The following is a 14028-nucleotide window of genomic DNA, read 5'->3' on the forward strand; positions in this document are numbered from 1 at the left end:
GGGCCGCGTCAGAACTTGCCGAGCATCGGGAATTCGACGCTCAGACTCGACTCCGAGGCGATCGGCATTTCGCGTTTGCGCGGCTTGCGGTTGAGCACCTGCTTCAGCTTCGACTTCAACACCGCCATGTCGAAGGGCTTGAGGATGAAGGCGTCCGCGCCCGCCTGGTGGGCGAGGTTGATGTCCTCGAAGTCGAAGGACGATTCGGTGAGCATGAAGGGCGTGTTCATCAGCGCGTCGTCGGCCCGGATCTCGCGCAGCAGGCTGAGCCCGTCCATCGGCTCCATATCGAGGTCGGAGATCACCAGAGCGTAGCGGCGCTGCCGCATCCGCTCCAGGGCCTCCGTCGCGCTGGTGACGCCCTCGACATCCGGGAAGCCGATGCGTGTCATCAGCATCACGATCAGCCGGAGAAGCTTCTCCTGATCGTCGACGATGAGGATCGGGGGCGTATCGCTCTCGGACATCGGCGCGGCTCAGATGAAAAGATGGTCGATGCCCTGCCGGGACATCGCGTCGGATTGGAGCGACAGGCAAAGCCCGTGGATCGCGGATGCCTTCGGCGTGCCGCGCTGGAGCATCGGCAGAAGGTTGGCCTTCGCAAACAGCGTGTCGTTGCCGGCGGTACGCTGCGCGCTCTTGAACGAGTGGACGAACTCGCGCTTGGCGATTTCGCGCCACTCGCTGATCTGGACATCCCGGTGGCGGCTGTCCGCGCTCACCCGGTCGAAGGTCTCGTGCACCGACGAGCGCTCGCCTTCGATCACCTGGCAGGCGAAATTTCCCTCGATGACCAGGAAGCTTGTGATCACCGCAAACTCGTTCTTCTTCTGGGCGGTCCGGCCGATTTCATTGATCTGCTCGGACCTCTTCGCCGGTTCGGACGACAGGTTCAGGCGTGAGAAGTAGATGATGTGGACGAGGCTCGTCCGTTTCGCCCGCATGATCCCGAGATCCGAAATCCGTATCCGTTCAGTGCTTCCGGTCAGGACGCACCGCGCGTGGCCCTGGCCCGGCCGTATCTTCGCGCGTGTGGAATAACACCGCGTAAACGCGACCCGATCGCGTCTGACCGGGCGTGGATCCCACCCGGCAGGATCTGCCGGGACCGCCGCCGCGCCCGGCGAACCCTGCCGGGTTCGGAACGCCGCGGCTCCGAAATATCAAAGACTTAGCCCTGGCATGCCGGTTGCGGCGCATCGAGCCTGCGGGCCAGAGCGGCGCGTATTGGGATCGTTCGCCATGGATCTTTTTTCCGCCCTGCAGACCTCGGTCTCCGGTCTCCAGGCGCAGTCCTATGCCATCAGCAACATCTCCGGGAACATCGCGAACTCGCAGACGACCGGCTACAAGCGCATCGACACCAGCTTCGTCGATCTGATGGCCGAGACGACGCCGAAACGCGAGGTCGCCGGATCCGTCCTGGCCCAGTCGCAGCTGACGAACACGATTGCCGGCAACGTGGTCTCGTCCAGCGTACCGACCAACATGTCGATCAGCGGCACCGGTTTCTTCACCGTGGTGCAGAAGACCGGTGACGCGAACAATTCGCCAACCTTCAGCGGCGCGAATGTCTACACGCGTCGCGGCGACTTCTCGCAGGACAAGGACGGTTATCTGGTCAACGGCGCGGGTGGGTACCTGACCGGGACCAACCTCGATCCCACGACCGGTCAGGTCACCAGCACGGGCCCCGTCAACATCGGCAACCTGACTCTTCCGGCGCAAGAGACGAAGACGATCACGTATTCGGCCAACCTGCCGGCCACGCCCACGGTGAGCGCCTCGGCTCAGCCACCCAACAGCATCGCCGGTCCCTCGATCACGGGCTACACCACGACCGGGGCACCGGTGACGATCAGCATGCGCTGGGTTCAGACGACGACGGCCGGCACCTCGCCCTCGTCGTGGGACTTGTACTACAACAGCAGCACCACCGACACGCCGTCTTGGACGCAGACCGGGCCGGCCTTCACGTTCGACTCAACCGGTAAGCTCACGAGCCCGGCCTCCACCACGCCGGTACCGCTGACCGGCGTGCAGATCGGCGACTATACCTTCTCGTCGCTCAGCCTGGATATCAGCGGCGGCCTGACCCAATACGCGGATGCCAGCGGTGCCGTGACCACCAAGGCGCTAAGCCAGAGCGGCAACAGTGCCGGCACCCTGATGAGCGTCGCCGTGGGTGAGGACGGCAAGATCAACGGCACATTCTCGAACGGTTCGGTGATTCCCGTCGCGACCGTGGGCATCTCGCAATTCGCCGATCCCGACGGGCTGAAGGCCGACGGGAAGGGGAATTATCTGCAGACGGCCGATTCCGGGCCGCCGCTCACCGGTCTCAACGGCAGCACGATCAATGGTGCCAGCATCGAGCAATCCAATACCGACATTGCCAGCGAATTTTCTAAGATGATCGTAACCCAGCAGGCGTACTCTGCGAACACGCGGGTCATGTCGACGGCGCAGACGATGATGTCTGACCTGCTGAACGTGATTCGCTGATTGAGGCCGGGGCTCGCGACGCGGAGGCCGTGATATGTCGCTGAACGCGATTTCGACCGCGACCGCGGGTTTGGCCGCCACGCAGGCGGCCATCAACATCGTCTCGCAGAACGTCGCCAATGCGGGGACTGCGGGCTACGTCAAGCGGACGGTCTCGACGGTCGCCACCGGCACCAACAATTCGGGTGTCGCCGTCGGGACGATCACCCGCAGCTTCGACGCTGCGGCCCTGAACCAGCTGCGGCTGGAGACATCGGGGGCTGCCTACACCAGCACCAAGGCCGGCATCGCCACCAAGCTCGATGCCCTCTACGGGACGCCGGGCAGTTCGACCTCCCTCGACGGCACGCTGAACACCTTCACGCAGTCGCTTCAGGAACTCGCGGCGAATCCGACCTCGGCGGCCGCCCGCACGACGGTGCTGGGCAACGCCTCCGCGCTCGCGAGCCTGATCAATAGTTCCGCCGGCACGGTTCAGAACCTGCGTACCGGCATCGAATCGCAACTGGGCAGCGATACGAGCGCCGCCAGCACGCTGCTCGCCAACATCGCGACCCTGAACGGCAAGATCCAGAACAACACCGACAGCACCACGCTGACCGCCCTTCAGGACCAGCGCGACCAAGCGATCAACAGCCTGTCCAGTTACATGGATGTCCAGACGTCCGATCAGAGGGACGGAACGGTCTCGGTGATGACCCGGTCGGGGGTCACACTGGTGGATCACGGAAACGCGGCGACGCTCAGCTTCGACGGACGCGGGATCCTCGACGCCAATTCCGCCTATTCCACCGATCCGACGCAGCGCACGGTCGGCACCATCACGGCCACGCTGCCGGGCGGCGGCAAGATCGATCTCGGCGCCCCCGGCGTGCTGCGCTCCGGGAGCTTGGCCGCCGGGATCGAACTGCGCGACCAGACCCTGCCGCAGGCGCAACGTCAGCTTGACGACCTCGCGGCCGGCCTGGCCAGCGCGCTCAGCGACAAGACCGTCACCGGCACGTCCAACGGCACGCAGACGTCCATCGACCTGACCGGCATCCAGCCGGGCAACACCCTGACCTTCCCGGTGACGGTGAACGGCACGGTGCGCAACGTCATCCTGGTCGCGTCCAACGATGACGCCACGTCAGTCCCCGCGAGCCAGACCAAGGATTCCACGGCCCTCGTCCAGACGTTCAAGATTCCGAGCAGCGGATCGGACTACGCCGGCGCGATCAACACGGCCCTCGGGAATCTCGGTCTCTCCGCTAAAGTTGCGGCTTCGGGCACCGGCGCCGCTCTGGTGATCGGGCCGGCGGCCGGGAGTTCCGACACGGTGACGTCGGCGACGGCCAACATCACCCCGATGTCGTCGGTCAGTGACCTGACCTCGGGCAACCCGTCGCTCGCCCTGTTCGTCGACGGTACGCCCAACAAGCTCTACACCGGCTCGCTCGACAATGGCTCGCAGCTCACCGGATTCGCCCAGCGCATCACGGTCAATGCCGCCCTGTCCGGAAACACGGCGGCGCTCACCCAGACGAGCGCCACCGATCCCAGCGCCTCCGGGTCACGCGCCCAGAAGCTGTTCTCGGCGCTGACCTCCACCCAGCAGACCTTCTCGTCGTCCAGTGGCATCGGCGGTGTCTCGGCGCCCTACAATGCCACCGTGATCGGCTTCGCGCAGGACATCGTCTCGACCCAGGGGGCGGCCTCCGCGAACGCGTCGGCGATCGACGACACCCAGCAGACGGCGCTCTCCACCGCCCAAAGCCGGTTCTCCGCCGGGGCGGGCGTCAATATCGACCAGGAGATGTCGAATCTGATCGCTTTGCAGACCGCCTACGGCGCCAACGCCCGGGTGCTGACGGCGGCCCGCGACATGCTCAACCAGCTGCTGCAGATCTGATCATGACGACGATCACCCCCTTCGCGGCCGGCTCGTACATCACGAATCGCAACGCCTCGCAGCTCCTGACGCTGAAGAACCAGCTCAACGACCTGTCGAACCAGCTCTCCAGCGGTCAGGTCTCGCAGACCTATGGCGGGCTCGGCTCCGGTCGCTCCACAGCGCTGGCGGCTCAGGCCACCTTGAGCGCCCTCAACGGCTATGCCAGCGGCATCACCGCGGCCCAGACCCGGACCAACCTGGCGGTGACGAGCCTGACACAGGTGGCGAGTATCGGGACGAGCACCGCGTCGACCTTGCAGAACGGCCTGCAGAGCGTGGCGGCGAACTCCGTGTCCGGCCGCGCGACGGCGCTGGCCAACCTCCAGACGGTGCTCGACACGCTCAATCAGTCGGCGGCGGGCAATTACCTGTTCGGCGGGACCAACACCGAGACCCAGCCGGTGCTCGATGCGAACACGATCCTCAACGGATCGACCGACTCGACCGGCCAAACGCTCGACGGCCTCACGGATGTCATCAACGAGCGGGTCAGCGCACAGCTGGGCACCCAGGGGAACGGCCGGCTGACGCAGAGCGCGTCGACGGCGATCCCGATCCAGGTCACGGAGGAATCGAACCCCGGGACGCGCGGCAATTTCGGCTTCACCCTCGGCAGCACCGCGACGGCCACGGGGGCTCTGACCGCCTCCGTCTCGAGCACGGTCCCGGCGACCCTGACCGTCAATCTGACGAGCGCGAGCGCTCAGCCGGCCCCCGGCGACAGCATCAGCTTCTCGCTGGTGACACCCGAGGGGACGTCCACGACCATCACGCTGACCGCAGCGACCAGCGTGGTTGCGGGCTCGAACTCCACCTTCGCGATCGGCGCCAACTCCGCCGAAACGATGAAGAACCTCTCCGATACCCTCACGAAGGCGCTGACGGGCGCGGCGAGCAGCACGCTCGCGGTGAAGGCCACAGCCGACGCGGCGACGCAGTTCTTCAGCGGGTCCGTGAACGGGGGGCCGGGCGGAAACGGCGTGATCCCCCAGCGGGTCGTCTATTCCGGAACCAACCCGGTCGGATATGCAAGCCCCGACCCGAACACGACGGTGCTCTGGTACCAGGGCGAGAACACCTACGACACGTCCAAGACGCCGCCGGAGCCGACCTCTGCGATCGATACCCAGTCGGTCCAGGTCAGCGCGACCGGCACCGTCGGCACGGGAGCGCGGGCCAACACGCCCGAGATCCAGAACGTGCTGGCGGGCTTGGCGACCATGGCCTACGCCCTGCCGACCACGAACGATGCCAGCACCTACAACACCTATCAGGCCGTCGCGACCAAGGCCGGCGGGCTGCTGGCTTCCGCCAGCCAGACCCCCAGCGTCCAGGACACGGTCACGCAACTGACCATCGCGTCGGCGCGCCTCTCGAACGCCAGTACGACCAACAAGGCCACCCAGAACACCGTCCAGAACACCCTGGACGGAATCGAGCAGGCCTCCCCCGAGGAGGTGATCACCAAGCTGCTCGACGTGCAGAACCGGCTCCAGGCCAGCTATCAGGTCACCTCGACGCTCTCCAAGCTGTCACTGGTGAACTACATCAGCTGATCGTTCACGGAGATTGGTCCCCGACCGAGCGCGGCCGGTATCCGAAAGATCCGTCTCGGCCCGAGCGACCATAGTCCTGCCGTTTTCCGGGATTGAACCGCGGCGTGCGGACGCGCCCACGCGCCGTGATTCGATCGAGGAGAGGTCGGCATGTCGCTGCCCGGACCCATCGAACTCGTCCTTCGCCTCGGGATCGCGCCGCGGATCGGCGCGATCGGGATGGTGGAACAGGCCGTCGAGGCGTATCTTGCGGGCTATGCCCATCCCGGCGAGCGCGCCATCGCCCTCGACATCCTGTTGCGCGACCTCGCCCGTCTGCGCATCCACGAGCCGGATCTCGATCCGTTCATCGGCGAGGTCGAGCAGTACATCGACCAGCTTCACCGGAATCTCGCGCGCCAGGCCGCCTGAGATGCGCGGCCGGCTCCGCATGCTGGCGGTTATGGCGGCTCTCATCGCGGCGGGCCTGTCCGGCGCCGGGACGGCCGCCGCCCTCGATCTCCGGGACCTGCCCAAGACGCCCGGACCTGAGCCGTGCCCCTCCAAGGGGCCGGGCTTCGTGCGCCTGCCGGGGAGCGGCGGCTGCATCCGCATCTCGGGCCGCGTCACGGCGGGAGCGGATCTGGGCGCGGGGCATGGCGTGGCGGCGGCGCCGGCCGTCGCCGGCCGCCTCGCGATCGACAACCGCGCGGACACGGATCTCGGCGAGGTGCGGACCTACCTTCGGATCGGCACCGGCCGCCGTTGAGGCGCGGCTCAGAGGTTGCGCGAGAGGACCAGCGGTCCGCTGCGCACACCGCGGCCGTACGGGGAGGGGGCCGGAATCTGCCGGCCGTAGCCGGACGGCAGCTGAGCCCGGCCGATCTCCTCCGCCAGGGTCTTGATCAGCCCTTCCGATACGGTCTTGGCGCTGGCGAGCACCGTCTGGTTGGCCTCCACGGCCGCGGTGAAACGGCGATGGGCCGTGCGCAGGGCCTCGACCCCGTCGGGATGGAAGCGCTTCAGCGCGACGGCGTTCGCCTTCGCGACCTCGAGGCCCTGCATGTAGGCGGCGGCCAGCGCGGCCTTCGGCTCGGCCGCGGCGACGCCCTCCTGCAGGCGGCCCTCCCGGACGAAGGCAGCCTCCTCGGCGAGCACGGCCTCCAGGGCGGCCATGTTGCCGAGCACGCCGGCCACCAGGGCCTCGGCGGTGACCCGGTCCGCGACGCGCAGCGGTTCAGCCCTTTGCATTGGTCGCTCCCTCGCTCGCCGCACCCTGCATCTTCATGATCTCACGGAAAATCGAATCGGCGATGCCGACGCCGCCGCTCTTCACGATCTGGGTCGCGTATTCCTTGGTCAGCATCGAGCGGTAGACACCGCCGCCGGTGCCGTTCTCGCCCAACGGTCCCTCGGTCCCGTCCGATTGGGTCAGCCGATCCAGGCTGTTCTCCAAAAACATCGATTCGAACTCGGTGGCGGTCTTCCAAGCCTTGGCCTTGCTGGCCGACTTGATGACCCCATCGACGGCGCTCCCGGCGACCGAGGTCCCGATGCCGGCGGCATTGGCCGCGAGACTGGCGAGTTGCAGCATGGTTCGACCCTCCAGGTCCGGTTGATCACATCAGCTCGATGTCGGCCTGAAGCGCGCCGGCGGCCTTGATCGCCTGCAGGATCGAGATCAGATCCCGCGGGCCGACACCCAGCGCGTTGAGGCCATCGACCAGCTCGCGCAGGCTGACACCCTCCTTGACCAGGGCGAGCTTGTTGCCGTCGCCGGTATCGACCTTCACGCCGGTGCGCGGCACCACCACGGTGCGGCCGTTGGACAGCGGCGCCGGCTGGCTCACCTGCGGCTGTTCCGTGATGGTCACGGTGAGGTTGCCCTGCGCGATCGCCACCGTGGAGACGCGCACGTCCCGGCCCATGACGATGATGCCGGAGCGCTCGTCGACGACGACCCGGGCGGTCTGGTCCGGCTCGACCTTCAGCTGCTCCACCTCGGTGATCAGCCGGATCATGTTGCCGTTGTAGCGGGTCGGGATCTGGATCGTGACGGTTGCCGGGTCGGTGGGCTCGGCGGTGTCGGCGCCCATGAAATCGTTGATCGCGGCGGCGATCCGCTTCGAGGTCGTGAAGTCGGGATTGCGCAGGGAGAGCCGCAGCGCGCGTGCGTCGTTCAGCTTGAAGGCGATCTCGCGCTCGATATTGGCGCCGTTGGAGATCCTGCCATTCGTCGGCACCCCCCGGGTGATCTTGGCGGCATCGCCCTCGGCCGAGAATCCCGCGATCGCCACCGATCCCTGCGCCAGGGCGTAGACCTCGCCGTCGGCGCCGAGGAGCGGCGTCACCAGCAGGGTGCCGCCCTGGAGGGACTTGGCGTCGCCCAGAGACGAGACCGTCACGTCGATCCGCGTGCCCTGCGCGGCGAAGGGCGGCAGGCTCGCCGTCACCATCACGGCGGCGAGGTTCTGCGTCCGCATCGTGGCGCCGCGGGTGTTGACGCCGAGGCGCTCCAGCATCGCCTGCAGCGACTGCTTGGTGAACGGGATGTTGTTGAGCGTGTCGCCGGTGCCGTTGAGGCCGACCACGATCCCGTAGCCGACGAGCTGGTTCTGGCGGACGCCCTCGATGGAGGCGAGGTCCTTGACGCGCGACAGGGCCAGCGCCGGCCCGGGCAGGGCGGCGAGCAGCAGGGCGCCCGCGACGACACCGAGCAGAAACCGGAGGGGACAGAACGCGTGACGCGGGCGCATGCCGGATTTTCGACCAAGAACGGACCTGCCGCCATCCTGCCAGGGCCGTGCCAGTCGAGGCGGTGCGGCAAGGCTTTGAAGGAATGGTATTTTTCGCTCCGGGTCCCCGGCGGCGCGTTCCGGCGCACCGGGACCGAACCTGCCGACCCGGCAGCTTCTGCCGCCTCGTTTACCCGCGCTTAACCCTAGGGGCCGAGTTTCGGGTCCTGCGCGGGGGCGCTTGGAGCAACGCGAACCGGATCATGCGTGTCGAGACTCGCCAGCCGATCCAGAGTGCCGGCGGCGTCGCGGCTCCCCGGAAGCCCGAGGGGGGCGCCGGCTTCAGCCTCGGTGCGGCCCCGGCTCCCGGGACGGGGGCCGGTGCGCCGGCAGCCGCCGCGACGCTGGCCGGGCTGGACGCGGTCCTGCTTCTCCAGTCCGAGGCCGATACACCCCAGGAGCGGCGGCGGCGCTCGGCCCAGCGCGGCCACGACCTTCTCGATGGTCTCGACCGACTGAAGGCGGCGCTTCTCGGTGGCCGCGTCGCACCGCAGGAGCTGCGCGCCATCGCCGGCCGGCTGAACGAGCGTGCGGGCCTGTCGGGAGATCCGCGGCTGGACGGCCTGATGGCCGAGATCGAGCTGCGGGCCGCGGTGGAACTCGCCAAGCTGGAGATGGCCCGGGGCGTCTGACCGGGCGTCCGCGACGGTCGGCGCGAGCAGAGGCACACCGTCCGGCGGCACCGCGCGCCGTTTCGCCCCGTCGCGGCGCGCGCGATAGCTTTTGCGTCGGACGCGAGCCCGGCCCGGCTAAACCACCCGCCGCTTCGGTCCCGCCGGCAGCATCTGCGGCTCGCCCGGTCCGGTCTCGACGCCGAGATCCGGCACCGCGATGATCGGCGCACCGCGCAGGTCCTTGCGGGTGACGATGGCGCCGCGCTCCTCGAGATAGGCCAGCATCCGCCGCGCCCGGCCGCCCGAACTGGTGCCGTAGGCCTCGGCCAGCATGGTGTCGGTCGGGCAGGGGGCACCCTCGATGGCGGCCCGGGCGACCACCAGGAACAGGCCGGCGAGATCGTCCGGCAGGCTCGCCGCGATCGCCTGGGCCTGCTCCCAGCCGGAATTGTCCGCCACCGCGCCCCCGGCCTCGGCCCGCGCCACGGCGAGTCGCCGCTTGAACTCGGGCAGGCCCATCGTGTCGCCCCGCAGTCGGCGGATGCGGCAGCGGACGGTGAAGTCCTGATAGAGCGTCGCGGGCGTGCAGGCGGCGGCGTCGGCATCCGCCAGCACGGAGGCCAGAACCTCGGCGAGGGCCGCCTCGCGAGCCTCCGGGTCCATGGGCTCCTCTTCCGGCTCCTCGGCGGGCACCGGCGGCCGGTAATTGGCGAGCTGGACGAGCACGTCCGGCGCCGGGGTGGGGCGCGGCTTCGGGCGCGGGGCCAACGGCGCCACGATCTCCTCCGGGCTTGCCGTGAGGATCAGCGCGCGGGCGTCTTCCAGGGCGTCGGGCAGGGGGACGAGGACCGGCGAGGAGCTCCGGCTCACGGTCTGGGTCGGTCCGACCGCGATGGTCAGCGGGCGCCGCGACAGGGCCGGGCCGAGGGCCACGAAATGCCCGCGCGGTAGATCGCGGAACGTCTCGGCCTGCCGGCGCTCCAGGCCGAGCAGGTCGGCGGCGCGGGCCATGTCGATGTCGAGGAAGGTCCGGCCCATCAGGAAGTTCGAGGCCTCGGCCGCCACGTTCTTGGCGAGCTTGGCGAGGCGCTGCGTCGCGATGATGCCGGCGAGGCCGCGCTTGCGGCCGCGGCACATGAGGTTGGTCATCGCGCCGAGCGAGAGGCGCCGGGCCTCGTCCGAGACCTCGCCGGCCGCCGCTGGGGCGAAGAGCTGCGCCTCGTCGACGGCCACCAGCATCGGGTACCAATGGTCGCGGTCGGCATCGAACAGGCCGCCCAGGAAGGCCGCAGCGGCCCGCATCTGCCCGTCGGCGTCGAGATTTTCCAACGACAGCACCACCGAGACCCGGTGGGTCCGCACCCGGGCAGCGATGCGCTGCAGGGCGACGTCGTCGCCGTCCGCCTCGACCACCACGTGACCGTAGCGGTCGGCGAGGCTGGCGAAATCGCCTTCGGGGTCGATGATCGCCTGCTGCACGAGGCCGGCGCTCTGCTCCAGCAGCCGCCGCAGCAAATGCGATTTGCCGGACCCCGAATTGCCCTGGACCAGAAGCCGCGTGGCGAGCAGTTCGGTGAGGTCGAGGAGCGCGGGGCGCTCGCCGGTCAGGCCGAGATCGATGTCGGAACGCATAAGGCCTCATAGCACGGCCCGACGGATCCGGGTGCGCCGCCGTCGCGCTGTCCACGCTTCCCGCCATACCAGCCGTGCCGCGCCCGGCCTGGACCCGGACGCCGCGGCCCTGTACGGCCACCGGCCTCCCAGAACGAACCCGGATCTACGACACGATGGCGGCCTGCGGCCTCGACTTCGGCACGTCGAACACCACCCTCGGGCATAACGGCCCGGACGGACCGACGCTGCTGCCCCTGGAAGGCGCGCACCGGACGATCCCCAGCGCGATCTTCTTCGAACTCGGCCGGGAGCCCATCATCGGCCGGGCCGCGACGGCGGCCTATGTCGAGGGCCGGTCCGGCCGGATGATGCGCGGCCTGAAATCCGTCCTCGGCACCCCGCTCATGGATGAGGCCACACCGGTCGGCCGCCAGCGGCTGCGCCTGCGCGACGTCATCGCCCGCTATCTCACGGCCGTGAAGGAGCGCGCCGAGGCCGCCTGCGGCCAGAGCCTCGACAGCGTGGTCCATGGCCGCCCGGTCCACTTCGTCGATGGCGATCCGGAGGCGGACCGCCGGGCCGAAGACACGCTGCGGGACATTGCCCGCGACGTCGGCTTCCGGGAGGTCTCGTTCCAGTACGAGCCGATCGCGGCCGCCCTCGACTACGAGCGGCAGGTCCGGTCCGAGGAGATCGCGCTGGTCGCCGATATCGGCGGCGGCACCTCGGATTTCTCCATCGTGCGCCTCGCGCCGGAGCGTCGGGGCCGGCCGGACCGGGCCGGCGACATCCTGGCCAATGACGGCGTGCGGATCGGCGGCACCGATTTCGACCGTCAGCTCAGCCTCGGCACGGTGATGCCGCTCCTTGGCCTCGGAAGCCCGATGCGCCGGGGCGATCTCGCGGTGCCGAACGCCTATTACCACGACCTCGCCACGTGGTCGGCGATCAACCGTCTCTACAATCAGAAGACCCTGCGGGAGATCGACGAGGTGATCCGCGACGGCGCCCGGCCCGACCTGCTCGCGCGGCTGCGCGAGGCGGTGGAGGGGGAGCGCGGACACGCCCTGGCCGGGGCGGTGGAAGGCGCCAAGATCGCGGCCTCCGAGCAGGATGCGACGGTGCTCGATCTCGGCCTTCTGGAGCGCGGCCTCTCCGTGCCGGTGGATCGCGCGACCCTGTCGGCCCAGACCGGTGACCTCGCGCGGGCCGTGGCGGCCCGGATCGCGCGCTGCCTCGCGCAGGCGGAATTGCCGGCCGACCGGGTCGACGCCCTGTTCCTGACCGGCGGGTCCACCGGCCTGCCGCATCTGCGCGCCGCGCTCACGGCCGCGCTGCCCGCCGCCCGGGTGGTGGAGGGGGACACGTTCGGTTCGGTGGGGCTGGGCCTGACCATCGAGGCGGCCCGTCGCGGAGCGTGAAGCCGCACCCGGGTGACGTCGCCCGGCCCTCAGGCACTCGGCGTCGCCCGGATGACCTAGAGGGCTGCATCAACCGGGACGCTTGTACCTGAGACGGGGTCGCTGCGGCGCCGCGCTGCTGAATGGCCGCGATCGCGCGGCTGCGATTGACGGGCCGGCCCCGATCCCCGACAAGGCAGTCCCTTCCGCTCGGAGACAACGGCGGCCCATCCGGGCTCCTCCGCGCCGCCTCGCCCGATGCTGTTCAACTCCTTCGTCTTCCTCCTCGCCTTCCTGCCGGCCGCGCTGATCCTGCACGGGCTGGTGGCGCGCGCCGCGCCCGGGTGGCGGCTGCCGCTCCTCGTCGGCCTGTCCTTCGTGTTCTACGGCTGGTGGGATGTCCGGTTCGTGCCGCTGCTCGCCGGCTCGATCCTGGCGAACTGGTGCGTGGCCCGTCTCTATCGGCACAGGCCCGGCCGATGGCTGATCCCGGTCGCCATCGCCGCCAACCTCGCCCTCCTGGGGGTGTTCAAGTACCTCGATTTCGCGGCCGATCTCGCCAACCTGATCCCCGGCCTGGAGGCGCAGCGGCTCGGCCTCGCCCTGCCGCTCGGCATCTCGTTCTTCACCTTCCACCACATCATGTATCTCGCCGACCTGCGGGCCGGCCGGGCGCCGAGCTTCGGGCTCGTGAAATACGCCCTCTACATCGCCTTCTTCCCGCAGGTTCTCGCCGGCCCGCTCGTGCGCTGGAGCGAGATCATGCACCAGTTCGACGAGGCGCCCTACGCGCGGCCCGACGCCGCCGAGCGCTTCGCCCGCGGGCTGATGCTGCTCACGGTGGGGCTGGCCAAGAAGGTGTTCCTCGGCGATCCGCTCGCGGAATACGTGAATCCGGTCTTTCAGGCCGCCGCCGCCGGCAAGGCCGTCACGGTGGTGGAGGCGTGGCAGGCGACGCTGGGCTTCACCTTCCAGATCTATTTCGACTTCTCCGGCTACACCGACATGGCGCTGGGCATCGCGCTGCTGTTCGGCCTCGTCCTGCCCCAGAATTTCGACGCGCCCTACCGCGCCACCTCCCTGCGCGACTTCTGGCGGCGTTGGCACATGACCCTGTCGCGCTTCCTGCGCGACTACCTCTACGTGCCGATGGGCGGGAACCGCCGCGGGCTGCCGCGGCAGGTCGGGGCGCTCGCCGCCACCATGACGCTGGGCGGCCTCTGGCACGGGGCGGGCCTGACCTTCCTCGCCTGGGGGGCGCTCCACGGGATCGGCCTCGGGGCCGGGGTGCTGGCGCGCCGCGCCCGGATCGCGATCCCCGCGCCCCTCGGCTGGGCGCTCACCAGCCTGTTCGTCGTGCTCACCTGGGTGCTGTTCCGGGCGACGAGCTTTGAGGCGGCCCTCGTGATCTTCAAGGGCCTGTTCGGGCTGGCGCCCAGAGGCTCGGGCTTCAAGTGGCGCACCATCGCCATCGCCGCCCTGGTGGCCACGGTCGGGCCCACCGCCTGGACTGCGGTGCACCGCCTGCCGCCGCGGCGGCTCCTCGCCTGCGGCTTCGCGCTGCTGTTCGTGCTCGTCCTGCTGAAGATCGGCGACGATGCGAACTACGAGTTCATCTACTTCCAGTTTTGA

At 69.1% G+C, this 14028-nt stretch carries 14 protein-coding genes; 8 read left to right on the top strand and 6 right to left on the bottom strand.

Annotated features, from left to right (window positions below; genetic code table 11):
• Positions 1-8: 8 nt before the first annotated feature.
• Positions 9-467, bottom strand: coding sequence for a response regulator (locus tag MCBMB27_RS23645; protein ID WP_043352244.1), 459 nt, complete (start codon positions 465-467; stop codon positions 9-11).
• A gap of 9 nt (positions 468-476) precedes the next feature.
• Positions 477-944: a BLUF domain-containing protein gene (locus MCBMB27_RS23650; RefSeq protein WP_043352241.1), complete on the bottom strand. Its 468-nt coding sequence runs from the start codon at positions 942-944 to the stop codon at positions 477-479.
• A 298-nt stretch (positions 945-1242) separates the two neighbouring features.
• Between MCBMB27_RS23650 and MCBMB27_RS23655 the strand changes: the two genes are divergently transcribed.
• From MCBMB27_RS23655 to MCBMB27_RS23675, 5 genes are all read left to right on the top strand, one after another.
• Positions 1243-2505 (top strand): flagellar hook protein FlgE, encoded by a 1263-nt coding sequence (locus MCBMB27_RS23655; RefSeq protein ID WP_043352240.1) that lies wholly within the window; start codon positions 1243-1245, stop codon positions 2503-2505.
• Between the two features lie 34 nt (positions 2506-2539).
• Positions 2540-4396 (top strand): flagellar hook-associated protein FlgK, encoded by a 1857-nt coding sequence (flgK, locus tag MCBMB27_RS23660; protein ID WP_075381413.1) that lies wholly within the window; start codon positions 2540-2542, stop codon positions 4394-4396.
• A gap of 2 nt (positions 4397-4398) precedes the next feature.
• On the top strand, positions 4399-5994 hold the full coding sequence (locus MCBMB27_RS23665; protein ID WP_075381414.1) for a flagellin: 1596 nt from the start codon (positions 4399-4401) through the stop codon (positions 5992-5994).
• 150 nt (positions 5995-6144) lie between these two features.
• Positions 6145-6405, top strand: a complete 261-nt coding sequence (locus MCBMB27_RS23670; protein ID WP_043381729.1) for a hypothetical protein — start codon at positions 6145-6147, stop codon at positions 6403-6405.
• A gap of 1 nt (position 6406) precedes the next feature.
• A complete protein-coding gene (locus tag MCBMB27_RS23675; RefSeq protein ID WP_075381415.1) occupies positions 6407-6742 on the top strand; it encodes a porin family protein in 336 nt (111 codons plus the stop codon).
• An 8-nt stretch (positions 6743-6750) separates the two neighbouring features.
• Here MCBMB27_RS23675 and MCBMB27_RS23680 read toward each other — a convergent pair whose 3' ends face one another.
• Genes MCBMB27_RS23680 through MCBMB27_RS23690 form a run of 3 tightly spaced genes read right to left on the bottom strand, consistent with a single transcriptional unit; the run spans position 6751 to position 8729 of the window.
• Positions 6751-7224, bottom strand: coding sequence for a hypothetical protein (locus MCBMB27_RS23680; RefSeq protein WP_043352231.1), 474 nt, complete (start codon positions 7222-7224; stop codon positions 6751-6753).
• On the bottom strand, positions 7211-7567 hold the full coding sequence (locus MCBMB27_RS23685; protein ID WP_043352229.1) for a rod-binding protein: 357 nt from the start codon (positions 7565-7567) through the stop codon (positions 7211-7213). The genes MCBMB27_RS23680 and MCBMB27_RS23685 overlap by 14 nt, the downstream gene beginning before the upstream one ends.
• 25 nt (positions 7568-7592) lie before the next feature.
• On the bottom strand, positions 7593-8729 hold the full coding sequence (locus tag MCBMB27_RS23690) for a flagellar basal body P-ring protein FlgI (RefSeq protein WP_043352227.1): 1137 nt from the start codon (positions 8727-8729) through the stop codon (positions 7593-7595).
• Positions 8730-8971: 242 nt separating this feature from the next.
• Here MCBMB27_RS23690 and MCBMB27_RS23695 point away from each other — a divergent pair, with 242 nt between their 5' ends.
• Positions 8972-9400 carry a flagellar assembly protein FliX gene (locus MCBMB27_RS23695; RefSeq protein ID WP_043760456.1) on the top strand — a complete coding sequence of 143 codons (429 nt, stop codon included), beginning with the start codon at positions 8972-8974 and terminating at the stop codon, positions 9398-9400.
• Positions 9401-9517: 117 nt separating this feature from the next.
• On the opposite strand, the gene MCBMB27_RS23700 is transcribed toward MCBMB27_RS23695, so the two are convergent.
• Positions 9518-11014, bottom strand: a complete 1497-nt coding sequence (locus MCBMB27_RS23700; RefSeq protein WP_043381719.1) for a helicase HerA domain-containing protein — start codon at positions 11012-11014, stop codon at positions 9518-9520.
• Between the two features lie 155 nt (positions 11015-11169).
• Between MCBMB27_RS23700 and MCBMB27_RS23705 the strand changes: the two genes are divergently transcribed.
• Together MCBMB27_RS23705 and MCBMB27_RS23710 are read left to right on the top strand one after the other, a co-directional pair.
• Complete coding sequence (locus MCBMB27_RS23705) at positions 11170-12417, top strand: Hsp70 family protein (RefSeq protein WP_043381716.1); 1248 nt, start codon at positions 11170-11172, stop codon at positions 12415-12417.
• Positions 12418-12654: 237 nt separating this feature from the next.
• The gene (locus MCBMB27_RS23710) at positions 12655-14028 is read left to right on the top strand and encodes an MBOAT family O-acyltransferase (protein ID WP_043381714.1); all 1374 of its coding nucleotides are present in this window, start codon (positions 12655-12657) and stop codon (positions 14026-14028) included.

Origin of the sequence: Methylobacterium phyllosphaerae (genome assembly GCF_001936175.1) — a bacterium.
GTDB lineage: Bacteria > Pseudomonadota > Alphaproteobacteria > Rhizobiales > Beijerinckiaceae > Methylobacterium > Methylobacterium fujisawaense.

Excerpts from the sequence above, each read along its gene's own strand:
- MCBMB27_RS23645 (WP_043352244.1), bottom strand. The coding sequence starts at position 467 with ATGTCCGAGAGCGATACGCCCCCGATCCTCATCGTCGACGATCAGGAG.
- MCBMB27_RS23650 (WP_043352241.1), bottom strand. The coding sequence starts at position 944 with ATGCGGGCGAAACGGACGAGCCTCGTCCACATCATCTACTTCTCACGC.
- MCBMB27_RS23655 (WP_043352240.1), top strand. The coding sequence starts at position 1,243 with ATGGATCTTTTTTCCGCCCTGCAGACCTCGGTCTCCGGTCTCCAGGCG.
- flgK (WP_075381413.1), top strand. The coding sequence starts at position 2,540 with ATGTCGCTGAACGCGATTTCGACCGCGACCGCGGGTTTGGCCGCCACG.
- MCBMB27_RS23665 (WP_075381414.1), top strand. The coding sequence starts at position 4,399 with ATGACGACGATCACCCCCTTCGCGGCCGGCTCGTACATCACGAATCGC.
- MCBMB27_RS23670 (WP_043381729.1), top strand. The coding sequence starts at position 6,145 with ATGTCGCTGCCCGGACCCATCGAACTCGTCCTTCGCCTCGGGATCGCG.
- MCBMB27_RS23675 (WP_075381415.1), top strand. The coding sequence starts at position 6,407 with ATGCGCGGCCGGCTCCGCATGCTGGCGGTTATGGCGGCTCTCATCGCG.
- MCBMB27_RS23680 (WP_043352231.1), bottom strand. The coding sequence starts at position 7,224 with ATGCAAAGGGCTGAACCGCTGCGCGTCGCGGACCGGGTCACCGCCGAG.
- MCBMB27_RS23685 (WP_043352229.1), bottom strand. The coding sequence starts at position 7,567 with ATGCTGCAACTCGCCAGTCTCGCGGCCAATGCCGCCGGCATCGGGACC.
- MCBMB27_RS23690 (WP_043352227.1), bottom strand. The coding sequence starts at position 8,729 with ATGCGCCCGCGTCACGCGTTCTGTCCCCTCCGGTTTCTGCTCGGTGTC.
- MCBMB27_RS23695 (WP_043760456.1), top strand. The coding sequence starts at position 8,972 with ATGCGTGTCGAGACTCGCCAGCCGATCCAGAGTGCCGGCGGCGTCGCG.
- MCBMB27_RS23700 (WP_043381719.1), bottom strand. The coding sequence starts at position 11,014 with ATGCGTTCCGACATCGATCTCGGCCTGACCGGCGAGCGCCCCGCGCTC.
- MCBMB27_RS23705 (WP_043381716.1), top strand. The coding sequence starts at position 11,170 with ATGGCGGCCTGCGGCCTCGACTTCGGCACGTCGAACACCACCCTCGGG.
- MCBMB27_RS23710 (WP_043381714.1), top strand. The coding sequence starts at position 12,655 with ATGCTGTTCAACTCCTTCGTCTTCCTCCTCGCCTTCCTGCCGGCCGCG.